At 62.9% G+C, this 21,318-nt stretch carries 22 protein-coding genes; 16 read left to right on the top strand and 6 right to left on the bottom strand.

Annotated features, from left to right (window positions below):
* Nucleotides 1–11: 11 nt before the first annotated feature.
* Genes QM609_RS20775 through QM609_RS20790 form a run of 4 tightly spaced genes read left to right on the top strand, consistent with a single transcriptional unit; the run spans nt 12 to nt 3,930 of the window.
* Complete coding sequence (locus QM609_RS20775; RefSeq protein ID WP_020969392.1) at nt 12–683, top strand: O-methyltransferase; 672 nt, start codon at nt 12–14, stop codon at nt 681–683.
* A 22-nt stretch (nt 684–705) separates the two neighbouring features.
* Nucleotides 706–1,365 (top strand): rhomboid-like protein, encoded by a 660-nt coding sequence (locus tag QM609_RS20780; RefSeq protein ID WP_007735016.1) that lies wholly within the window; start codon nt 706–708, stop codon nt 1,363–1,365.
* Between the two features lie 58 nt (nt 1,366–1,423).
* A complete protein-coding gene (locus QM609_RS20785) occupies nt 1,424–3,154 on the top strand; it encodes an acyl-CoA dehydrogenase family protein (RefSeq protein WP_007735018.1) in 1,731 nt (576 codons plus the stop codon).
* Nucleotides 3,151–3,930, top strand: coding sequence for a nuclear transport factor 2 family protein (locus QM609_RS20790; RefSeq protein WP_076948472.1), 780 nt, complete (start codon nt 3,151–3,153; stop codon nt 3,928–3,930). Before QM609_RS20785 ends, QM609_RS20790 begins: the two co-directional genes overlap by 4 nt.
* A gap of 75 nt (nt 3,931–4,005) precedes the next feature.
* Here the strand turns inward: QM609_RS20790 and QM609_RS20795 are convergent, their stop codons facing one another.
* Nucleotides 4,006–4,431, bottom strand: a complete 426-nt coding sequence (locus tag QM609_RS20795; protein ID WP_003942732.1) for a pyridoxamine 5'-phosphate oxidase family protein — start codon at nt 4,429–4,431, stop codon at nt 4,006–4,008.
* Between the two features lie 159 nt (nt 4,432–4,590).
* On the opposite strand from QM609_RS20795, the gene QM609_RS20800 reads away from it, so the two are divergent.
* Both QM609_RS20800 and QM609_RS20805 read left to right on the top strand, forming a co-directional pair.
* Nucleotides 4,591–5,886: an MFS transporter gene (locus tag QM609_RS20800; RefSeq protein ID WP_076948543.1), complete on the top strand. Its 1,296-nt coding sequence runs from the start codon at nt 4,591–4,593 to the stop codon at nt 5,884–5,886.
* A 91-nt stretch (nt 5,887–5,977) separates the two neighbouring features.
* On the top strand, nt 5,978–6,934 hold the full coding sequence (locus tag QM609_RS20805) for a DMT family transporter (protein ID WP_007735024.1): 957 nt from the start codon (nt 5,978–5,980) through the stop codon (nt 6,932–6,934).
* Here the strand turns inward: QM609_RS20805 and QM609_RS20810 are convergent.
* The 3 genes from QM609_RS20810 to QM609_RS20820 all read right to left on the bottom strand — a co-directional run bounded on the left by QM609_RS20810 (nt 6,896) and on the right by QM609_RS20820 (nt 8,952).
* Complete coding sequence (locus tag QM609_RS20810; RefSeq protein ID WP_003942723.1) at nt 6,896–7,729, bottom strand: SDR family NAD(P)-dependent oxidoreductase; 834 nt, start codon at nt 7,727–7,729, stop codon at nt 6,896–6,898. The genes QM609_RS20805 and QM609_RS20810 overlap by 39 nt on opposite strands.
* Nucleotides 7,726–8,223 carry a nuclear transport factor 2 family protein gene (locus QM609_RS20815; protein WP_007735030.1) on the bottom strand — a complete coding sequence of 166 codons (498 nt, stop codon included), beginning with the start codon at nt 8,221–8,223 and terminating at the stop codon, nt 7,726–7,728. The genes QM609_RS20810 and QM609_RS20815 overlap by 4 nt, the downstream gene beginning before the upstream one ends.
* 93 nt (nt 8,224–8,316) lie before the next feature.
* Nucleotides 8,317–8,952 carry a TetR/AcrR family transcriptional regulator gene (locus QM609_RS20820; protein ID WP_003942694.1) on the bottom strand — a complete coding sequence of 212 codons (636 nt, stop codon included), beginning with the start codon at nt 8,950–8,952 and terminating at the stop codon, nt 8,317–8,319.
* Nucleotides 8,953–9,035: 83 nt separating this feature from the next.
* On the opposite strand from QM609_RS20820, the gene QM609_RS20825 reads away from it, so the two are divergent.
* Nucleotides 9,036–10,460 (top strand): MFS transporter, encoded by a 1,425-nt coding sequence (locus tag QM609_RS20825; RefSeq protein WP_047271367.1) that lies wholly within the window; start codon nt 9,036–9,038, stop codon nt 10,458–10,460.
* 53 nt (nt 10,461–10,513) lie between these two features.
* Here QM609_RS20825 and QM609_RS20830 read toward each other — a convergent pair whose 3' ends face one another.
* Entirely contained in the window at nt 10,514–10,969 is a 456-nt protein-coding gene (locus QM609_RS20830; RefSeq protein WP_080726667.1) for a ferritin-like domain-containing protein, read from the bottom strand.
* A complete protein-coding gene (locus QM609_RS20835) occupies nt 10,966–11,418 on the bottom strand; it encodes a hypothetical protein (RefSeq protein WP_007735037.1) in 453 nt (150 codons plus the stop codon). The genes QM609_RS20830 and QM609_RS20835 overlap by 4 nt, the downstream gene beginning before the upstream one ends.
* Nucleotides 11,419–11,689: 271 nt before the next feature.
* Between QM609_RS20835 and rimP the strand changes: the two genes are divergently transcribed.
* The 9 genes from rimP (at nt 11,690) to QM609_RS20880 (ending at nt 21,308) form a co-directional block, all read left to right on the top strand.
* Nucleotides 11,690–12,310: a ribosome maturation factor RimP gene (gene rimP / locus QM609_RS20840; RefSeq protein ID WP_050655155.1), complete on the top strand. Its 621-nt coding sequence runs from the start codon at nt 11,690–11,692 to the stop codon at nt 12,308–12,310.
* The gene (gene nusA / locus QM609_RS20845) at nt 12,307–13,338 is read left to right on the top strand and encodes a transcription termination factor NusA (protein WP_003942738.1); all 1,032 of its coding nucleotides are present in this window, start codon (nt 12,307–12,309) and stop codon (nt 13,336–13,338) included. The genes rimP and nusA overlap by 4 nt, the downstream gene beginning before the upstream one ends.
* A 44-nt stretch (nt 13,339–13,382) precedes the next feature.
* Nucleotides 13,383–13,733, top strand: coding sequence for a YlxR family protein (locus QM609_RS20850; RefSeq protein ID WP_019748063.1), 351 nt, complete (start codon nt 13,383–13,385; stop codon nt 13,731–13,733).
* 108 nt (nt 13,734–13,841) lie between these two features.
* Nucleotides 13,842–16,787 (top strand): translation initiation factor IF-2, encoded by a 2,946-nt coding sequence (gene infB / locus QM609_RS20855; RefSeq protein WP_030535614.1) that lies wholly within the window; start codon nt 13,842–13,844, stop codon nt 16,785–16,787.
* Between the two features lie 113 nt (nt 16,788–16,900).
* Nucleotides 16,901–17,191, top strand: coding sequence for a DUF503 domain-containing protein (locus QM609_RS20860; protein WP_003942205.1), 291 nt, complete (start codon nt 16,901–16,903; stop codon nt 17,189–17,191).
* A gap of 310 nt (nt 17,192–17,501) precedes the next feature.
* Entirely contained in the window at nt 17,502–17,981 is a 480-nt protein-coding gene (rbfA, locus tag QM609_RS20865; RefSeq protein WP_003942248.1) for a 30S ribosome-binding factor RbfA, read from the top strand.
* Between the two features lie 12 nt (nt 17,982–17,993).
* Nucleotides 17,994–18,986, top strand: coding sequence for a DHH family phosphoesterase (locus QM609_RS20870; protein ID WP_042450730.1), 993 nt, complete (start codon nt 17,994–17,996; stop codon nt 18,984–18,986).
* Between the two features lie 10 nt (nt 18,987–18,996).
* On the top strand, nt 18,997–20,400 hold the full coding sequence (locus QM609_RS20875) for an MATE family efflux transporter (protein WP_047271484.1): 1,404 nt from the start codon (nt 18,997–18,999) through the stop codon (nt 20,398–20,400).
* Nucleotides 20,385–21,308 carry a metallophosphoesterase family protein gene (locus QM609_RS20880; protein WP_007735051.1) on the top strand — a complete coding sequence of 308 codons (924 nt, stop codon included), beginning with the start codon at nt 20,385–20,387 and terminating at the stop codon, nt 21,306–21,308. Before QM609_RS20875 ends, QM609_RS20880 begins: the two co-directional genes overlap by 16 nt.
* The last annotated feature ends 10 nt before the right edge of the window (nt 21,309–21,318 follow it).

The following is a 21,318-nucleotide window of genomic DNA, read 5'->3' on the forward strand; positions in this document are numbered from 1 at the left end:
CAATCGTGGCTATGGAACGCGAACCGGATTGGGCAGAAGTCGACGGTTACCTTGTCTCCACGTTGGTAGGTGAAGATCCGGTTCTCGACGCGGCACTCGCCGCCAACTCCGAGGCCGGTCTCCCGCCCATCGACGTGGCGCCGAACCAGGGCAAGCTCCTCAATCTTCTGGCGCGAATGTGCCTGGCGCGCAATGTTCTCGAGATCGGAACGCTCGGCGGATACAGCACGATCTGGCTCGCTCGCGCGGTCGGCCCCTCGGGCCAGGTCATCACGCTGGAATTCGATCCCACCCATGCGGATGTCGCTCGGGCGAATATCGAGCGCGCCGGCTTGGCTGACCGTGTCGACGTCCGCGTCGGGGCGGCGCTCGACAGCCTCCCGTCGATCGCGAAGGAAGAGTTAGGACCTTTCGACTTGGTCTTCATCGACGCCGACAAGGAGAACAACACCGAGTACGTGCGGTGGGCGTTGGCCCTTTCGCATCCCGGAACCGTCATCATCGTGGACAACGTGGTGCGTGGGGGACACGTGTCCAACCCGGATATCGACGACGAGCGCGTCAAAGCGAGTCGAGCGGTGTTGGAGATGATCGCGGCCGAGCCGAAACTCGACGGCACCGCCATTCAAACCGTGGGTTCGAAGGGATGGGACGGGTTTGCCGTTGCAGTAGTGAACGAGTGAGCGCAGACTCGAAGCGGTGAGGATGCTGGGGGCAGCAAAGGCGGCATGGCGATGGGTGCGCAGTGCTCCCGGTACCTACGTCTGGTTGCTGGCCCTGCTGTTCACCACACTGTTCCTGCGGCATCTGCCTGACAATGTCGAGGAGCGTTTTCTCGGCAAGCGCTCGACCAATCTGCATCACCTGGCCGAAGACCCGCTACGAGTCCTGTTCTCGAGTGCCTTCTGGCTCGAAGGTGGCGGTTGGTTGGGATACCTGGTTCTCTTCACCATCTTTCATGCAACGGCTGAGCGTTGGCTCGGGACGTGGCGGTGGTTGTGTGTTGTCGTCATTGCCCACGTCGGAGCCACGTACATCAGCGAAGGTGTTCTGTACGAAGGTATTCGGCACGGATACGTGGCGGAGTCGGCGGTCAACACTCTCGACGTGGGAGTGAGCTACGGTCTGGCCGGCATCATGGGGATTCTGGTGTACCGCATCGTCGATCCGTGGCGATACATCTATCTCGCGGGGTTGCTGCTCTTCTATGGTGTACCTCTGATTTTCGCCACCAATTTCACCGCCATCGGCCACATGTCTGCGTTGTTGCTCGGGTTGGCGTGCTACCCGATCACGCGCGCTCGGGCCGGCACGTGGAATCCGATGGACCTGTGGCATTCGCGAAGAATCGCAGGTCTTCCATGAATCGCACCGCGGAAAGTTACCCGCTGGTAGTTTAGCGTCATCGACGAAAGGTAATGACGTGTCTGGCACCGATGGATTGCTCTTCAACCCCCATACTTACGACCCAGCTCAGTTCGATCCGGAGACCCGCCGTTTGCTGCGAGCCACCATCGAATGGTTCGAGAGCCGCGGCAAGAAGCAACTTCTTCAGGACGACCTCGACGCCGTGTGGGTCTCCGACTTTCTCGAATTTGTCGGCAAGGAGAAGTTGTTCGCGACGTTCCAGACTCCGGCGGCATTCGCCGACGGTGACGAGAACCGTCGTTGGGACGGTGCCCGCAACGCAGCTCTGAGCGAGATCTTCGGTTTCTACGGGCTGGCGTACTGGTACGCGTGGCAGGTCACGATCCTCGGACTCGGACCGATCTGGATGAGTGACAACGACGCTGCGAAGAAGCGTGCAGCGCAGGAACTTGCCGACGGTGGTGTCATGGCGTTCGGGCTGTCCGAGCGCGACCACGGCGCCGACGTGTACTCCACCGACATGCTCCTCACTCCCACCGACGGCGACGTCGCCTTCCGCGCGAGCGGCGAGAAGTACTACATCGGAAACGGCAACGTAGCCGGAATGGTGTCTGTGTTCGGGCGTCGTACCGACGTCGAGGGCCCCGAAGGCTACGTGTTCTTTGTCGCCGACAGTGCACATCCGAACTATCAGCTCGTGGACAACGTCCTGCGCGGGCAGATGTATGTCAGCAATTTCCGCCTCGACGATTACCCGGTGCGCGAGGAAGACATTCTGCACACCGGCGTCGCCGCATTCGAGGCCGCGCTCAACACGGTCAACGTCGGAAAGTTCAACCTCTGCACCGGCTCCATCGGCATCACCGAGCATGCGTTCTTCGAGGCAATCACTCACGCGCAGAATCGAATTCTGTACGGCAATCCCGTCACGGATTTCGCCCACGTTCGCGCCGCCTTCGTCGACGCGTACTCACGTCTGATCGCGATGAAGCAGTTCAGTGCGCGGGCGGTCGACTACTTCCGCAGCGCCAGCCTCGAGGACCGTCGCTACCTGCTGTTCAATCCCATGACCAAGGCCAAGGTCACCTCCGAAGGTGAGAAGGTGGTCGGGTTGCTGCACGATGTGATCGCAGCCAAGGGATACGAGAAGTCCACGTACTTCCGCGAGGCAGCGCAGATGATCGGCACGCTGCCCAAGCTCGAGGGCACCGTCCACGTCAACGTCGGCCTGATTCTCAAGTTCTTGCCGAACTATCTGTTCAACTCGGCGCAGTTCCCGGAGATCGTCACGCGCGACGACGCCGCCGACGACGAGTTCTTCTGGAACCAGGGGCCTACCCGCGGCGCTGCGAAGATTCAGTTCCACGAGTGGAAGCCCGTCTACGAGAAGCACTCTTCGATTCCGAACGTCGCCCGTTTTTACGAGCAGGCGATCGCGCTCACCGAATTGCTCACTGCTGCAGCGCCGGACGCGCAGCAGCAGAAGGATCTCGATTTCATGCTCAACGTCGGGCACCTGTTCTCTCTCGTCGTCTACGGTCATCTGATTCTCGAACAGGCCGAGATCAGCGGGCTCGACGCCGACGTTGTCGATCAGATCTTCGACTTCCAGATTCGTGACTTCTCGGGATACGCGATCGCGCTGCACGGAAAGCCGTCGTCGACACCCGAGCAGCAGAAATGGGCCCTGGCCGCGGTGCGGAAGCCTGTTGTCGACAGTGAACGCTTCGACCGGGTGTGGCAGCAGGTCAAGGCGTACGACGGTGCATACGAGATGCGCGCATGACCGCGCCGGTGACGCGCGAGCAGTTGATGGCCGTCGTGGAGGGATCCCCGAAAGCCGTCGGCGCGCATGACCGCTCGACCTGGGTGGCCCTGTTTGCCGGCGACGGACAGGTCAACGACCCTGTAGGTTCACGTCCGCACAACGGTCAGGCGGCGATCGAGAGTTTCTACGACACGTTCATCGCCCCCAATTCGATCACCTTCCATGTCGAGCGCGACATCGTGTGCGGCCGGACGGTGTGGCGCGATCTGAGCCTCGCTACCGAGATGTCGACCGGAGTCGTTCTCGACGTTCCGATGCACTTGCGCTACGACCTGGTGGGGGATCCCGATTCCTTGCGGATCGGAACCCTCTATGCGCATTGGGAATTGGCGACGATGTTGAGCCAGCTCGCTACTGCTGGTGTGGCGGGGGTGAAGGCGGCCGCGAAGTTGACGCCGCAGTTGCTCTCGAACCAGGGGATCGGCGGGGCGCTCGGGTTCTCGCGCGGCATCTTCGGCGTCGGAGACAAAGGCAAGAAGGCAGCGTCGCGGTTCCTCGATGCGGCCGCTGTCGGCCGAACGCCGCCGGTACCCGTCGAGCTTCCGGCGGGGACGCAGTTGTCCAACGCTGATGTCAACGCTCTGCTCACCGGCGTGACGAAGAGCAAGATGCTGGTTGCCGGTCGCACCGTGACGGCGAGCGTCATCGTGTGCGGGGAACCGGCCATCGCATTGTTCGGCTTCGAGGCGAGCGGTCATCGACTCAATCGGGTGCGTTTCTTCACCGAGAGCTGACATAGAGCCCTCCACATGCAGGTCAGGCTCGGCGCGCCACTCCGGCGCGCCGAGCCTTCGCTTTTCTGAGAATTGTCAGATCGCCCCGAGATCGGCAGACAGCCAGTGCTGCGGATTCATGTAGATCGCTACCTGTTCGCCCAACTGCGATCGCGCGAATTCGAGATACCCGTCGACCTTGTCCGGGGCCAGGTAACGCCGCGAGACTTCGACCAGCATCTCGTCGGTGCCCGGAACGATCTTGTCGACGGATCCGCTGACGCTGACGTAACGGATTGTCGGATCGAGCCTTTCGGCCATCAACGAGAAATGCCCGGCCGACTCGATGAGTCGTGCCTTTCGCGAATCCTTGCCCGTGAGGATCCATGGTTTGCCACCGGGTGAGTACAGGTACCAGATCGGGACGGTCAACGGACCGCGCTCGGTGCCGTCCGCCACGGACAGCGCCCCGATGTGGGGTTCGGCCAGGAACTGTTCACGCTCATTTTCGGAGAGTGCCATTCCTCGAGATTACCGCGACGTTTGACATGGCGTTGTGACTCCGTACACAATCGATGTGCTCATTATGAACAGGCGTTCGCAATGCGAACACGTTTCGATCCGAACTACTGGATCCCAACCGGTCGCGAACGCCCACAAGCAGTGAATGTCGAGGATCCGATGACCGCACCGCATACGCAGTCGAGTTCAATCACCGGTTCGCCTGGGGCGCGTGCCGCAATGTGGGTAGCACCGTTGTGTTGGATCGCTGTGCTTCTGGACGGATTCGACCTGGTCGTACTCGGCGCGGTCATTCCTTCGCTTCTCGACTACGACGCGTGGGGTTTGAGTACCGGCACGATCACGATGATCTCGACCTTCGGGCTCATCGGCATGACCATCGGCGCCCTCGTTATCGGCACTCTCACCGACGTCATCGGTCGACGCCGCGCGCTGCTGTACGCCGTTGCCGCATTCTCGATTCTGACTCTGTTGTGCGCAATTGCGCCCAATCCGTTCATCTTCGGGCTGCTGCGCTTCCTTGCCGGTGTGGGGCTGGGTGGCGCCCTACCGACGGCATTGGCTCTGGTCAACGAATTCTCGAAGAAACAAGGCGGTGGATCTGCGTCGACCATGCTGATGACCGGCTACCACGTCGGCGCCGTTGCCACCGCAGCGCTGGCGCTCGTCGTGATCGAACCTTTCGGTTGGCGAGCGATGTTCGTTGTCGGCGCACTTCCTGCCGTCGCCCTGATTCCACTCATGTTGCGGTATCTGCCGGAATCCCCGTCGTACCTTCTCGCTCACGGAAAGCGTGCCGAAGCCGAGGAAATCGCTGCCCGTTACGGAGTCGAACTCGAGATTGCGCCCACGTCCGAAGTTGAGCGCGCCGAAGCCGCCAATCCCGTTCGTGCACTGTTCTCTTCGAAGTTCCTGCGCAACAGCATCGCCATCTGGATCACCAGTTTTATGGGCTTGCTGCTCGTCTACGGATTGAACACATGGCTTCCGACGATCATGCGTGAGGCCGGTTACAACCTCGGGGCGTCGTTGACGTTCCTTCTGATCCTCAATGCCGGCGCCGTCGTCGGGCTGTTGATCGCCGGGGGCGTCGCGAACAAGATCGGCCCGCGGACTGCAGCCATCGTGTGGTTCGCCGGAGCTGCACTGTTCCTGGCGCTTCTGAGTGTGAAGGTGTCGTTCGGAATCTACGTGATGGTCTTCCTCGCCGGATGCTTCGTGTTCAGTGCGCAGGTACTGGTCTACGCCTTCACGAGCGCCAATCACCCACCTCAGATTCGCGCGACCGCGCTCGGATGGTCGGCAGGTGTCGGCCGGGTCGGTGCGATCTGTGGCCCGATCCTGGGCGGAGTCCTCCTGGGTGCGGGTTACGCCGTGCCGTGGGGCTTCTACGCTTTCGCGCTCGTCGGACTGCTCGGAGCAATTTCGATCTCCTGCACACGGGTGCGCATCTGAAATACCAGTTTCGCTGGTTGGCGTGCTACTGCTATCGTAAAACATGAGTATGAAGAGTAGCGCTATCGTCGCGCCGCAGGAACCGCTACCGATGCCATCGTCTCGATCCGGTTTGTGGTGGGGCTTGCTCGGTGTGCTGGCGTTCTCGTTCACCGTTCCGCTCACGAGGGTCGCCGTCGCGGATCTCGACCCCCTGTTCGTCGGTGCGGGCCGCGCCGTCGTTGCCGGGGCCCTTGCGATTGTGATGCTGTCGGTTACTCGCGCGACGCTTCCGACGCTTCGGCAGTGGTTGCGCATCGCACTCGTGACTGTTGGTGCGGTACTGGGGTTTTCACTGTTCACCACGTTTGCGTTGCAGACATCGCCGGCGAGTCACGCGGCAGTCGTGATCGGGCTACTTCCCGCTGCGACCGCGGTATTTGCGGTCGTCCGAGGAAAAGAGCGTCCCAGTAAGGGATTCTGGTGGGCAAGCGCCGCCGGCGCGGTATCGGTCGTAGGGTTCGTGGCGATTGCAAACGGCGGACTCGGCTCGTTTCATCTCGCTGATCTTCTTCTGTTCGCCGCGGTGGTGTGTGCAGCGCTGGCATATTCGGAAGGTGCGTTGCTGGCCCGCGAGATCGGGTCGTGGCAGACGATTGCCTGGGCGTTGATTCTCGGACTGCCGGTCACGATTGCGTTGACGGTGGCGTCCATGGCCCAGGCTCCGGTCTCTGCCGATGTGAATTCGTGGCTTTCGTTTGCCTACCTGGGATGCGTGAGTATGTTTCTCGGGTTCTTTCCTTGGTACCGGGGTCTGGCGATCGGTCCCATTTCCACTGTGAGCCAAACACAGTTGGTTCAACCGGTGCTCAGCATTGCCTGGTCGGCGCTGATACTCGGTGAGACGTTGTCACCCTCGATCGTGGCCGGCGGTGTCGTCGTCATCGGGTGTGCCTGGCTTGCCCTGAAGGCGCGAGTGGCAGCGCCGCGTGCTGTGCCGGCACGCGACGCGACCACTGCTACTGATGAATCAGAAAAGCGGGCCGCCACCGAAGGCACTGCGGTGTGACGCCGGTTGTTTCCCGTTGGCGTCGGTGATTCCGTACTCGACGGCCGTCTCGGCGGTGATCAGTGTGTGACCGCTGCGCGCGTTCACTTCTGGATCGTTGGCCAATGCAGTGATGACTTGGCCGACGAATTCCGGGGTTTCGGCCTCGGCCAGTGAGAAGCCTTCGAAGCTCTCGATCCCACTCGCCTCCATCCGCTCGTTGCGGATCAACCCGAGCCAGAAGGAAAGTGCGGTGACGCCGGTCCCCTTCAATTCGACAGCCATGTCCGCGGCCATCTTGTCCAAACCTGCCTTCGACATCCCGTACAGCACAGAGTGCAGGTACCCGCGGGTGCCGAACGACGAGATGTTGCCGATCACTCCACTGCCCCGGGGAACCATCAACTTCGCCGCTTCCACCGAAGCAACGTAGTGGGCGCGCAGTCCGATTCCGATCAGCGAATCCCAATCGTCGATCGGCCTCTTCCAGAACGGATCGGCGAAGCCTGCATAACCCGCCGGGTTTGCCCAGACGTTGTTGACCAGAAGATCGAGGCGGCCTGACTGTTCCTCGGCGATGCGTGCAAACAGGTCGACGATCTGTTGATCGTCGGCGTGATCGCACTGCACGGCAATGCCGTGACCACCGCGCTCGGTGATCTCGGCTGCGGTGCGATCGAGTGGGCCGTCGTCGCCGACGGTTCCTCGGGCCGTCACGTACACCGTCCATCCGTCGCTTCCCAGCGCGAGGGCAATGCCCTTGCCGACGCTCCGGCTGGCACCGGTTACGAGCGCAACTTTTCCGTTCGTCGTCATCGCGGCCCACCCAACGAACCCTCGGCGATGTCAGCGTCCGGGGAAAGGGGAGTGGTGATCGACCACGTCTCCGTGAAATGGCATTGACTCATTTTCCACATACCGTCCTCGATCACGTACTTGTCGTCGTATTCGCCGGTCATCAACTTCTCGGTGCGCCCGACGGTGTCGATCTGGCGGAACTGCAGAGCCCATCGCCCCACCGCCGACGTCTCCGAGGTCAGTGTGATGTCGGGATGCAATCCGTGATGCATGTCGAGGACCGCGTACCGGCCGTCGACCTTGCGAAGAGCGATCTTCTCGAAGATGTCCGCCATCGGCCCCGCGTCGTCGAAGGCGCCGAGGCGGCCGTAGTCGATCGACGCTCCGGAACGGATGAAGCTGTTGCGGAACCCAACTGGATCCTTGGCATCACATGCTCGCCAGTAGCCGTGCTTGAGCTTCTTGATTTCCTCGATCTGTTCGAGCGCGTCGAGGCGTTGTGCGAGATCCAACGTCGGTCCTTTTCGTCTGGGTTTCCCGGAGACATGTCGGATCGACTGTAGGGTGTCCTCAGTCACATGTGTGTAGTTTTTCCCAGTGACCGGTCAGGAATCGGTGTCGGTTTCGCTCGAGGATTCGTCGCCGGTGAGCGTGATCGCAGTCGAGTCGCTGAAGACGCTGCCCCAGAGCTCGCCGAGGGCTGGATCTTCTTCGGCGTGTTCGGGCGCCATCATTGCGAGCAGATTGTTGATCAGCATCCCGTTCGCGATGAACAAACGCGCTTGCTCGGGTGTGCAACCGGTGCGCTCGCGCAGCAAGGTGTAGATGCCGGACATGGCGTTCCGGGAGACGGCGGCGACATCATCGGTGCTGGTGGCGAAGCCGTGCAACATGACAAGCAGTAGATCTCGGTCGAGAACCAGCTCGCCGTAGGCGGATCCGAGTTCGGCCCAGAACTGCGGATTGCTCGGATCGATCGTGACCGTATCCAATTTGTCGTTGAAGGTGCGGACGATTTCGTCGAGCGCGCGCGTGAACACTGCGTGGAACAAATCTGCCTTGGTTCCGAACATGCGCACGACGTAGGGCTGCGAGACACCGGCTTCCTTGGCGACGGCGTCCGTACTGGTCCCCGAGTATCCACCCTTCGCGAATGCTCGCGTTGCCGCGGCAAGGACCAACGCGCGACGTTCCGGTGCGCTCATCCTGCGGGTACGTGGTTCAGCTGCACCGATCGACATGTTGACACGTTATCACCGGATAGCTTAGTTTCGACCTAAGTAATCATTCGATGCCTTAAGGCACCTTCACTCGAGGAATCACGATGACCGTTTTGACGAAGTCCGGATCGGACGCCGCATCCGGGTCGGAAAGCAGTGGAGGACGTAAGGTTCCGATCGCGATAGCGATGGTTGCTGCCTCTCTGCCCATGTTCATGGCCACCCTCGACAACCTCGTGATGACGAGCGCGCTGCCGGTGATCGAGAAGGAGCTGAATGCGTCCGTCGGGCAACTTCAGTGGTTCATGAATGCGTACACGCTCTGCTTTGCGACGCTGATGCTTTCGGCGACGACGCTCGGCGATCGGTGGGGGCGCCGCAAGATGTTCGTGTTCGGGATCGGGCTGTTCACGGCGGCGTCGATTGCTTCGGCGTTGTCGACGACACCAAGCCTGCTCATCGCGGCCCGAGCCTTTCAGGGCGCCGGCGCTGCCGCGATCATGCCGCTCTCACTCACTCTCCTCGTGGCAGCGGTACCGGAAGCCAAGCGTGCCATGGCAATCGGCGTGTGGGGTGGCGTCTCCGGCCTGGGGATCGCGATGGGTCCCGTGGTCGGTGGAGCGGTAGTCGACGGGTTCTCGTGGCAGGGGATCTTCTGGATCAACGTGCCGGTTGCGATCGTCGCTGTTCCTCTCGCGTTGTATGCGTTGCGTGAATCGACCGGTCGCACACAGCCTCTCGACCTTCCCGGTGTCGCACTCGCCGGACTCGGTGTGTTCCTGGCGGTGTGGGGGATCGTTCACGGCAACGACGAGGGCTGGGGGTCGCTTGGAGTAGTTGCGTCGTTGGTCGGTTCCGCAGTCGCGTTGGCACTGTTCGTGCTTCGCGAGATGAAGACCTCGCATCCGGTCATGCCCCTACGTCTGTTCCGCTCACGCAGCTTCTCGATGGCGAACGTCATCGGCTTGACCTTCTCGATCGGAATCTTCGGGGCGGTGTTCCTGCTGTCGCAGTACCTCCAGATCGTGATGGGCTACAGCCCGTTCCAAGCAGGCCTGCGGACGCTTCCGTGGACGGCAGCGCCGATGATCTTCGCGCCTCTCGCCGGTTTTCTGGCGCCGAAGGTCGGGCTCCGTTCGCTTCTGCTGACCGGTCTGTTGCTCCAGGCCGGAGCATTGTTCTGGTTGGCAGCGTTGATCGGTCCCGACGTGACGTACGGGTCGCTGGTTCCGGCTCTACTGATGGCGGGAATCGGTATGGGCCTGACCTTCGCGCCGAGCTCGACGGCGGTACTCGTCGATATGGACGAGCCTGATCACGGAACGGCCAGTTCGACCAACTCGACGCTTCGTGAGATCGGTGTTGCACTGGGAATCGCGGTTCTCACTGCGGTCTTCCTTGCCGCCGGCGGTGCCCTCACGCCCCTCGGTTACGGAGATGCGCTGACACCTGCACTGCGCGTCGGCGGTTGCTTCGTGTTGGTGGCCGTGGTCGCGGCGTGGTTCGTGCCCTCGCATCGCAAGGCCTGAGCACTGCTGTGCGCCTTTATTAACCGCCGGGGGTTAATAAAGGCGCACAGCAGTTACGAAGCCGGGTCCCCCGGGAACGCTGAGGTGGCCGGAGCGGTTCCCAGCGCGGACCGCCATCCGGCGCCGCGGATTGCCGCATCGGTCAGGCCGTCGATTCCGAATGTGCGGAGTTGGTCGGTATCGACCTGTTCGACGAATGCCCTGTAGGTCACGGCGGTGTCGGATTCGATCTGTGCTGCCAGTTGTGCCGCGGTAACGGCGTCCGTCACCGGAAACGGGATCTCGTACGCTGCCGCGGCTGTCGGCGGGGTCACGCCCGCGTCGGTCGACAGGGCAACCAGCGCATCACGTCGTGCGCGGTGCGCTGCTGTGTGCGTGGCAACCTCGTTGACACGGGCAGGATTCGAAAACGCGGCAACCACTCCGTAAGCGAAGATCGCGGCATTCTCTGATTCGATTGCGGTCAGCAAGGCAGAACTCTCGGATCGACGGGTGTGCGAAGTGATCACGGAAGCAACACCGCAACCTGAGTCGAGCACGACGCGCTGATCGAACCGAGCAGGCCCGCGCGATAGCCGGACATCGTCCGAGCGAGATCCGCGGCACTGCGCGCCGAATCGGCCAGCGAGGTACTCAAGGTTTCGACGCCCGTAGGAGCGTTTGCGACCGAGGTCGACGGGGGCGCTGTGGTCGCAGAGGCGCCGCTGCCCGCTGCTCGCGCAATCTCGGCGTCGAGTTCGAGTGCATGCGCTGTGCGTTCGGCGCTGATCGTGGTCAGTGATGCCGACTTGTCCGGCGCGAGAGCGATGGCGGCGGTTGCGGCTGCCGCGTCGGAGCGGGCTCGATCGGCTTGGGCCGTCAGCTGGTCGACTTCTGCAGCCGCCTCCGCTGTGCCGTTGTCGGTGCAGGCGGACAACGAGAAGGCCGCAGCGCCCAACGCTGCTGCGGTTCCCGTCATCTTGAGCGCACTCCGCCGGGAGAGTGGGGTAGTAGTCATGGGCGTCAGCACCAGTCCATCGTGCCAGGTGGTCGGCCGATCGTTCGAATCCGCGTGACGTGTTCAAGTGTGACGTGCGTCGGGCACTCTGGTCACGGAGACGCGCAATGAGCGATACTCTTAGATGCTTGCAGCATGTGGCACCTGGTGTCTTTTCATGCTCGCAGCCGCCCACGTCGACAGTCGACACAAGTCGGACAATCGACGACAACTGAAATGAGGAGTTCGCGAGATGCCGGTGCCATCCAGGGAGAGGGTGATCGAGCTGATCTCCGAACTCGTGCACGCCCAGGGTTATGACGTCGACGACGTTGTCGTGACCAGTGCGGGCAAGCACAGCGCGGTGCGCATCATGGTCGACAGCGATGCCGGGATCGAGCTCGATGCCGCCGCGGAGATCAGCAGACTCGTTTCGGAACTTTTCGACACCCTCGAGGAAATCGGTGAAACGCCGTACACCCTCGAGGTGACCTCCCCGGGAATTGACCGCCCACTGACGCTCGATCGTCACTGGCGTCGGGCTCGCGGACGTAAAGCGCGAATCGATCTGGCCGGCGAGACCGTGGTGGGCCGTATCGGAACGATGAACGACGATTCCGTGGCAGTTGTCATCGGTGGCCGTGGCGGACTGACCGTGCGCGAGATTGCACTGGGCGACGTTCAAAAGGCTGTAGTTCAGGTGGAGTTCTCGAAGCCCAGTGAGGCGGAGTTGGAACTCGCGGGCGGCATCCCGGAGGGGCGCGCAGTTCCTTCGGATGCGGTTGACCTCACCGAGGACTCGGGCGTGGACAGTGTCGAAGACGACGAAGCAGAATTAGAAGACGTAGAAAACGAAGAAGGGTTCGACAAGTGAATATCGACATTGCAGCGTTGCGAGCGATCGAAGCCGAAAAAGGTGTCTCGATCGAAACTGTGATCGCCACGATCCAGACCGCGCTGCTGACGGCGTACCGCCACACCGAGGGGCACAAGCAGAACGCTCGGATCGATGTCAACATCAAGACCGGTTCGGTGCGAGTGATGGCGCACGACACCGATGCCGACGGCAACATGATCGGTGAGGAGTGGGACGACACTCCCGAGGGATTCGGACGCATCGCGGCGACCACCGCACGCCAGGTCATCCTGCAGCGTCTGCGCGACGCCGAGCACGAGCGCAGTTTCGGTGAGTTCTCGACCCATGAGGGTGAAATCGTCGGTGGTGTCATTCAGCGTGACACGCGTGCGAATTCCCGCGGAATGGTCGTCGTCCGAATCGGCAGCGAATCCAATGGCGCCGAGGGATTGTTGCCGCCTGCAGAACAGGTTCCCGGCGAGAACTACGAGCACGGTGAGCGCATCAAGTGCTACGTCGTCGGAGTTGCTCGCGGAGCCCGCGGCCCACAGATCACCCTCTCGCGGACCCACCCGAACCTGGTTCGCAAGTTGTTCGCACTCGAGGTTCCAGAGATCGCGGACGGCAGCGTCGAGATCATCAACGTCGCGCGCGAAGCGGGACATCGTTCCAAGATCGCCGTTGCCTCACGTGTGCAGGGGCTCAACGCAAAGGGTGCATGCATCGGCCCGATGGGTCAGCGCGTCCGCAACGTCATGAGCGAACTCGCGGGGGAGAAGATCGACATCATCGACTTCGACGAAGATCCCGCGACGTTTGTGGGCAACGCACTTTCCCCGTCGAAAGTGGTCTCCGTCACTGTCGTCGATCCCGAGGCTCGTGCGGCCCGTGTCATCGTGCCCGATTTCCAGCTTTCGTTGGCCATCGGAAAAGAGGGTCAAAATGCCCGCCTGGCTGCGCGGTTGACGGGTTGGCGTATCGACATTCGGAGCGATGCGGCACCCGTTGGCGACGCGTCCGACCGGCCCGCCACGTCCAACGGATAACAGTGGAATGCAGTGATCGAGACGGTTCGGCGGTAGAGTGGACAATGGTTCGACGTGAGTCCTCGGATTCTGCGCGCGTGAAACCCGGTTCGCCGGTCAGAACGTGTGTGGGATGCAGGGAACAAGGGTCGGCTGTCGATCTGTTGAGGGTCGTGGTTGGTGAGCAGGGGCCGGAGGGTTCCCCGCTCGTCCCCGACGTATCGCGAAGACTCCCCGGTCGAGGTGCATGGCTGCACCTGGATCCGAGTTGTCTGAGCCTGGCAGAGCGGCGCCGAGCATTCAGCAGAGCACTGCGAGTGTCCGGAAATCTGGACACGTCCGCTGTCGACCAGCTGGTCGACGCAGTTCACACAAAAGCAGTACCTCTCGAGAAGAACAGGCACAAGCACTCATGAGCACACCGTGAAGCACCAACGATGAACGTCCATCGGCGATAACCCGAGGTCGTGCGGGACCCACATCTGTGGGATGCCTCCTGCTCGACCTCATCAGTGAGGAGAGCAGTGGCAGGCAAGGCCCGCGTGCACGAGTTGGCTAAAGAACTCGGTGTCACCAGCAAGGAACTACTCGCAACGCTCAAGGAGCAAGGCGAGTTCGTGAAGTCTGCGTCATCCACAGTGGAGGCGCCCGTCGCCCGTCGTCTGCGGGAGTCATTCCCGTCGGCAGGCGGAGCAGAAACCAAGTCCGAGACCGGCGCAGCCGCTCCGGCGGCTCGCCCCGCGGCAAAGCCCGGCGCACCGTCGCCGTCGGCTGCAAAGCCTGGCGCACCGCGTCCCGGCCCCAAGCCGGCCGCACCCGCACCGGCTGCTCCCGCAGCTCCGGCCCCGGCAGCCCCCGCGGCTCCCGCAGCCGCTGCTCCGGCAGCGCCGTCAGCGCCGGTCCCCACCCCGACGTTCAACGCTCCGAAACCAGCACAGCCGGCACGTCCGGCTCCGGCTGCTCCCGCAGCGTCGGCACCGGCAGCCCCCGCGGCTCCGGCCGCACCGTCCACCGGCGCAAAGCCCGGCGGACCGCGTCCGGGACCGAAGGCACCTCGCGTCGGTAACAACCCGTACTCCTCGGCACCCGCCGAGCGGCCGGCACCTCGTCCGGCTCCCGGCGCACCGCGTCCGGGCGCAGGTCAGGGCGGTTCTCGTCCGGCTCCGGGTCAGGGCGGTCCCCGTCCGGCTCCCGGTCAGGGTGGACCTCGTCCGGCTCCGGGTCAGGGCGGTCCCCGTCCTGCTCCCGGCCAGGGTGGACCCCGTCCGCCGGCAGGTCAGGGCGGACCCCGTCCCAGCCCCGGCTCCATGCCTCCTCGCCCGAACCCGGGTGCAATGCCTGCTCGTTCCGCTCGTCCCGCGCCCGGTGGCGGCGGACGTCCGGGTCGTCCCGGTGGCGCTCCCGGTGGTCGCCCGGGTGGCGGCGGCGGTGGATACCGCGGTGGCGGCGCTCCCGGTGCCGGTGCCGGTGCAGGTGCTCCCGGTGGAGCAGCTCCGGCCGGTGGATTCCGCGGTCGTCCCGGCGGCGGTGGCCGTCCCGGTCAGCGCGGCGCAGCGGCAGGTGCATTCGGTCGTCCGGGCGGAGCAGTTCGCCGTGGACGTAAGTCGAAGCGGGCGAAGCGCGCCGAGTACGAAAGCATGCAGGCTCCCGCAGTCGGCGGCGTCAGGCTGCCACGCGGCAACGGCGAGACCATCCGTCTCGCTCGCGGCGCGTCTCTGTCGGACTTCGCGGACAAGATCGACGCGAACCCCGCAGCACTCGTGCAGGCGTTGTTCAACCTCGGTGAGATGGTCACGGCAACTCAGTCGGTCAACGACGAGACGCTGGAGCTGCTCGGCGGCGAAATGAACTACGTCGTGCAGGTCGTCAGCCCGGAGGACGAGGACCGCGAGCTGCTCGACAGCTTCGACCTCACCTACGGCGAGGACGCCGGCGGAGAAGAGGACCTCGAGTCCCGTCCGCCTGTGGTCACCGTCATGGGCCACGTCGACCACGGTAAGACCCGTCTGCTCGACGTGATCCGTAAGGCGAATGTCCGTGAGGGCGAAGCCGGCGGCATCACGCAGCACATCGGTGCCTACCAGGTGCTGACCGAGCTCGAGGGCAACGAGCGTCTCGTGACGTTCATCGACACCCCGGGTCACGAGGCCTTCACGGCCATGCGTGCTCGTGGTGCCAAGGCCACCGACCTCGCGATCCTTGTTGTCGCAGCCGACGACGGCGTCATGCCGCAGACGGTGGAAGCGATCAACCACGCCCAGGCGGCCGACGTGCCGATCGTGGTCGCGGTGAACAAGATCGACAAGGAAGGCGCGAACCCGGACAAGATCCGGCAGCAGCTCACCGAGTACGGACTGGTGGCCGAGGAGTACGGCGGAGACACCATGTTCGTCGACATCTCGGCGAAGCAGGGTCTCAACATCGACGCACTGCTCGAAGCAGTGCTGTTGACGGCCGACGCTTCCCTGGATCTGCGCGCCAACCCGGACATGGACGCTCAGGGTGTTGCCATCGAGGCGCACCTCGACCGTGGCCGCGGCCCCGTCGCTACCGTGCTCATTCAGCGCGGAACGCTGCGGGTCGGCGACTCGATCGTTGCCGGCGATGCTTACGGCCGCGTCCGCCGCATGGTGGACGAGCACGGTCAGGACGTCCACGAGGCACTGCCTTCACGTCCGGTCCAGGTCATCGGCTTCACATCGGTCCCCGGTGCAGGCGACAACCTGCTCGTGGTCGACGAGGACCGTATCGCTCGTCAGATCGCGGACCGTCGCAACGCACGTAAGCGCAACGCGCTTGCAGCGAAGAGTCGTAAGCGCATCAGCCTCGACGATCTCGATGCAGCTCTGAAGGAACATTCACAGCTGAACTTGATCCTCAAGGGTGACAACTCGGGAACCGTGGAGGCCCTCGAAGAGGCTCTCCTCGGAATTCCGATCGACGACGAGGTGCAGTTGCGCGTCATCGACCGCGGTGTCGGTGGCATCACGGAGACCAACGTCAACCTGGCTGCTGCGTCCAACGCGATCATCATCGGCTTCAACGTCCGCGCCGAAGGCAAGGCAACGGAGCTGGCGAACCGCGAGGGCGTCGACATTCGCTACTACTCGGTGATCTACCAGGCCATCGACGAGGTCGAGAAGGCACTCAAGGGTCTGCTCAAGCCGGTGTACGAAGAGGTCGAGCTGGGCAAGGCAGAGATCCGCGCCATGTTCCGTTCGTCCAAGATCGGCAACATTGCCGGTTGCTTGGTCACGTCGGGCAGCATCCGTCGCAACGCCAAGGCACGTCTCATCCGCGACAGCAAGGTCATTGCCGAGACGGTCACCATCTCCTCGCTCAAGCGGGAGAAGGAAGACGCTACCGAGGTTCGCGAAGGCTACGAATGTGGTTTGACCGTTACCTATTCCGATATCAAGATCGGTGACGTTCTCGAGTGCTACGAGCTTCGCGAGAAGCCGCGCGACTGATTATGTCGACACGGGCGTTGGGGCGGACGCACGTGGGTACTAGCTGACATGGACTCTCTCGGACTTGAATATACAAGTCCGAGAGAGTCCATTCGGCTCTGTCTAGGGGGAAAATGTTTGTAGGGGCACTGGAGTTCGACATCCTTTTCGGCGATGTCCACTCACTCAAGGAAAAGCGTTCGATGCTGTCGCCGATCCTGACGGAACTCCGTCGATTCGGTGTGAGTGCAGCGGAGGCGGGGGAGCAGGGACGCCTGCGTCGTGCGCTCGTGGGAGTCGGTGTGGTCAGTTCGTCCGTCGATCACCTGCACGACGTTCTCGATCATTGTGAGCGGGCGGTCGCCGAGCGTCCGGAGATTCAGTTGCTGGCTGTGCGAAGGCGAATTTTCGGCCCGGAAGACTGAGCGTCACCGATCTGTGTCGCTTAGCCACTCTTCCAGACGCCGTAACGAATCGAGTTCGTCGGCAAGGGATTCGGTGGCTTCGGGTCCAACTGTGGCGGTGTTTGTGCTCACGCTCGACACATGCGACAACTGTGGAGATCGACGACGGCCCTGGCGGCGGTGGCTCGTGGTCGAAGACCTCTACCGATGGTGATTTGGTTGCCGGGTAGCCGATGGACGAGACTGTTGTCGGTAATAATTCTTGTTAACCAGAACTTTGATCGATCGAGTCACCTCGATTCGAGTGGCCAGGTAGAGGAGACTGACAGTCATGGTAGATCCAGCCCGGGCACGCAAGTTGGCAAAGCGTATCGGAACCATCGTCGCGACCGCGATCGATCACGAGATCAAGGATCCGCGACTCGCATTCGTGACCATCACGGACACCAAGGTCACCAACGATCTGCACGACGCGACGGTGTACTACACAGTCATGGGCGAGAAGGTCGATTCCGCACCCGATGTGGAAGCCGCCGCCGCAGGTCTCGAGAAGGCCAAGGGTGTTCTGCGCTCGAAGGTCGGTGCCGGAACCGGAGTTCGCTTCACACCGACTCTGACGTTTGTCGCCGATACCGTTCCCGACACCGCGCGTCATATGGAAGAACTGCTGGCCCGTGCCAAGGCCGCCGACGACGAGGTCGCCAAGGCGCGTGAGAATGCACAGCCGGCCGGAGATGCAGATCCGTACAAGGAGCCGCGAGTGGCTTCGGACGAAGACGAGGCGTCGCCAGATGTTCGTGAAGCCGACTGACGCGCACCGAGAATGACGATCACCGCACTTTCGGACGTCGACCCCTGCGAGGCGAAGTTCGCTCAGGTGGCCGAGGTTCTCGAATCGGCACACACGGTGACAATTCTCTGCCATGTGCAGCCGGATGCGGACACGATCGGCAGCGGACTTGCGCTCGGTCTCGTTCTCGAGCGTCGGGGCATTTCGGTGCAGGTCGCGTTCAGTCGGCCGTCGGCGCTGCCCGAGTCGATGCGCGATTTCCCCGGTCTCCACTTGCTCGTGGCGCCCACTGATGTTCGGGAAAGTGTCGATGTACTGGTGACGGTGGATGTCGGCAGCGAGGGCCGTCTCGGTGAGTTGGCGAGTCGCCTCGCCGGCGCGAATCGCACGATCGTCCTTGATCACCATCGCTCCAATTCCGAGTTCGGAAGTATCAACGTCGTCGACGAAACCGCGGCCTCGACGACGGCACTCATCGCACGATTCTTCGATGCGTGGGGAGTCGCGATCGATCGCGACATCGCGCACTGTCTCTATGCCGGACTGGTCACCGACACCGGCTCCTTCCGGTGGGGAGGTCCGCTTCCGCACGTGCTCGCCGCGCGTTTGCTGGCGACCGGCATCGACGGCGACGCGATTGCGCGAAAGCTGCTCGACACCCATCCGTTCGGGTGGTTGCCGATGCTGGGCGCCGTACTCGGGTCCGCGGTGCTGGTTCCGGAAGCTGCGGACGGCCGTGGGCTGGTATACGCGGTGATCCGACGCAGTGACATCGGCGATCTTCGCTCCGAGGAGATCGAGAGCGTCGTCGATATAGTGCGGACTACTTCGGAAGCCGAAGTTGCCGCCGTACTCAAAGAGTCGGTTTCCGGAAGCTGGTCGATCTCGTTGCGTGCAAAGTCGGCGATCGACGTGTCGGCGGTCGCTGAAAGTCTTGGTGGCGGCGGGCACCGGCTGTCGGCCGGATATACGTCGACCACTTCCAGCGACGAGATTGTTGCCGCGCTCGTCGCGGCACTCGGCTGAATCCGCGGCATTGAGCGAATCTGACGCCACCTCGGCGGGATCTTCGGCAGCTGATTTCGACGTCACTGGGCGTCGAATCTTTTCCCTGGCGTTTCCGGCACTCGGGGTACTGGCGGCCGAACCCCTCTATCTGTTGTTCGACATCGCCGTGGTCGGCCGACTCGGGGCGCTTCCGCTGGCCGGATTGGCAGTCGGTGGTCTGATCCTGTCGTTGGTGAGTACGCAGCTGACCTTCTTGTCGTACGGCACCACGGCGCGGGCCGCACGGCTGCACGGGGCGGGCCGCGAGCGCGACGCGGTGGGCGAGGGTGTTCAGGCGACCTGGCTGGCGGCCGCGATCGGCTTGGCCTTGGTCGTGATCGTGCAGGTGATCGCCGGCCCGCTGACTTCGGCGGTGGCCGGGACTCCCGACATCGCCGCGGCTGCGGAAAGTTGGCTCCGGATAGCGGTGTTGGGTGTTCCACTCATCCTGGTGGCCCTGGCCGGCAACGGCTGGATGCGCGGGGTTCAGAACACGGTGCGACCGCTGCGGTTCGTCCTTGTCGGCCTGGGTATTTCGGCGGTGTTGTGTCCGATTCTGGTGCATGGCTTGCTCGGTGCTCCGCGTCTGGAACTCGAAGGATCAGCTGTTGCGAATCTGGTGGGCCAGAGTATTTCGGGTGTGCTGTTCGCCTGGGCGCTCTTTCGTGAACCGGTTTCGGCTCGACCACATTTTGCGATCATGCGGGCGCAGATGCTGATGGGCCGTGACCTGATTCTGCGCAGCCTCGCATTCCAAGCGTGTTTCGTTTCCGCGGCTGCAGTGGCGTCGAGGTTCGGTGCGGCTGTAGTCGGTGCACACCAAGTCGTCCTCCAACTGTGGAACCTGGTTTCGCTCCTTCTCGATTCCTTGGCGATCGCAGCTCAGACGCTGATCGGAGCGGCGCTCGGCGGTGGATTCGCAGCCGCGGCGAAAAGGATGACCTGGCGGATCACCGCATGGTCGACGGTATTTGCCGTGGTGCTCGCGATCTTCTTCGCCGCCGGCCACTCCGTGATCCCCGGACTCTTCACGTCCGACGCCGAGGTGCTCGGTCAGATGTCGATTGCATGGTGGTTCTTCGTCGCGATCATGCCGGTGGCGGGAATCGTCTTCGCACTCGACGGTGTTCTACTCGGCGCCGGGGACGTGGTGTTTCTGCGCAACGCGACCATGCTGTGCGCCGTTCTCGGGTTTCTGCCCGCGATCTGGCTCTCTCTCGCCTACGACTGGGGGCTGGCCGGAATTTGGGCAGGGCTTACCGTGTTCGTAGTACTTCGGATGGTCGCGGTGTCGTGGCGAGCGTTTTCCGGCAAGTGGGCCGTGACAGGTCCGGCGACGGCGAAGCGCGGAAGTTCAACTGAGGAAGCAGAGGGATCGTGGCAGCAAAGCTGATGGCGGTGAGCGACATTCATGTCGGTCACAACGGCAACAAGCCGATGACGGAGGAACTGTTTCCGGATTCGCCTGACGACTGGCTCATTCTCGCCGGAGATGTTTCCGAGAAAACTGACGACATTCGGTGGGCGTTGAAGCTCCTTCGCAGCCGATTCGCAAAGGTCATCTGGATTCCGGGCAACCACGAACTGTGGACGACCGCCAAGGATCCGGTTCAGATTCACGGAGCGCCGCGCTACGAGTACCTGGTCAACATGTGCCGCGAACTCGACGTCATCACACCCGAGGACCCGTTCCCGGTGTGGGAGGGAGACGAGGGACCGGTCACGGTCGTCCCGATGTTTCTTCTCTACGACTACTCCTTCCTGCCGGAAGGTGCGCGAGACAAGGAACACGGGCTCGAGATCGCGCGTGACAAGAACGTCGTCGCCACCGACGAGTTCCTGCTCTCACCGCAGCCGTATGCCACGCGCGACGCATGGTGCCGGGCGAGGATCGAGTACACCCAGGCGCGGTTGGATGCGCTTCCCGAAGGCACAAGAACCGTTCTCGTGAACCATTTCCCGATGGTCCGGCAGCCGACGGACGTGCTCATGTATCCGGAGTTCGCACTGTGGTGCGGAACCACCGCTACCGCCGACTGGCACGTGAAGTACAACGCGGTGTGCTCGGTGTACGGGCACCTGCACATCCCTCGAACCACGTACTACGACGGCGTCCGCTTCGAGGAAGTCTCACTCGGATACCCGCGCGAGTGGCGTCGGCGTGGACTGCCGGAGAAGTTGTTGCGTCAGATTCTTCCCGTTCCGGAGTACCCGCCGGGAACGCTCAACAAGTGGGGTGGCCACTTCAAGGTCACGCCGGAGCAGGAAGCCGAAGTCGAGCGCATGCGCGCCGCACGCTGAGAGGTATCGC

It is taken from the genome of Rhodococcus sp. IEGM 1302 (genome assembly GCF_030056935.1).
Taxonomy (GTDB): domain Bacteria; phylum Actinomycetota; class Actinomycetes; order Mycobacteriales; family Mycobacteriaceae; genus Rhodococcus_F; species Rhodococcus_F qingshengii.

Bases quoted from the DNA above. Each gene is read 5' to 3' on its own strand.
- QM609_RS20775 (WP_020969392.1), top strand. From the start codon at position 12: ATGGAACGCGAACCGGATTGGGCAGAAGTCGACGGTTACCTTGTCTCC.
- QM609_RS20780 (WP_007735016.1), top strand. From the start codon at position 706: ATGCTGGGGGCAGCAAAGGCGGCATGGCGATGGGTGCGCAGTGCTCCC.
- QM609_RS20790 (WP_076948472.1), top strand. From the start codon at position 3,151: ATGACCGCGCCGGTGACGCGCGAGCAGTTGATGGCCGTCGTGGAGGGA.
- QM609_RS20795 (WP_003942732.1), bottom strand. From the start codon at position 4,431: ATGGCACTCTCCGAAAATGAGCGTGAACAGTTCCTGGCCGAACCCCAC.
- QM609_RS20800 (WP_076948543.1), top strand. From the start codon at position 4,591: ATGACCGCACCGCATACGCAGTCGAGTTCAATCACCGGTTCGCCTGGG.
- QM609_RS20805 (WP_007735024.1), top strand. From the start codon at position 5,978: ATGCCATCGTCTCGATCCGGTTTGTGGTGGGGCTTGCTCGGTGTGCTG.
- QM609_RS20810 (WP_003942723.1), bottom strand. From the start codon at position 7,729: ATGACGACGAACGGAAAAGTTGCGCTCGTAACCGGTGCCAGCCGGAGC.
- QM609_RS20820 (WP_003942694.1), bottom strand. From the start codon at position 8,952: ATGTCGATCGGTGCAGCTGAACCACGTACCCGCAGGATGAGCGCACCG.
- QM609_RS20825 (WP_047271367.1), top strand. From the start codon at position 9,036: ATGACCGTTTTGACGAAGTCCGGATCGGACGCCGCATCCGGGTCGGAA.
- QM609_RS20835 (WP_007735037.1), bottom strand. From the start codon at position 11,418: ATGACGGGAACCGCAGCAGCGTTGGGCGCTGCGGCCTTCTCGTTGTCC.
- rimP (WP_050655155.1), top strand. From the start codon at position 11,690: ATGCCGGTGCCATCCAGGGAGAGGGTGATCGAGCTGATCTCCGAACTC.
- QM609_RS20850 (WP_019748063.1), top strand. From the start codon at position 13,383: ATGGTTCGACGTGAGTCCTCGGATTCTGCGCGCGTGAAACCCGGTTCG.
- QM609_RS20860 (WP_003942205.1), top strand. From the start codon at position 16,901: ATGTTTGTAGGGGCACTGGAGTTCGACATCCTTTTCGGCGATGTCCAC.
- rbfA (WP_003942248.1), top strand. From the start codon at position 17,502: ATGGTAGATCCAGCCCGGGCACGCAAGTTGGCAAAGCGTATCGGAACC.
- QM609_RS20870 (WP_042450730.1), top strand. From the start codon at position 17,994: ATGACGATCACCGCACTTTCGGACGTCGACCCCTGCGAGGCGAAGTTC.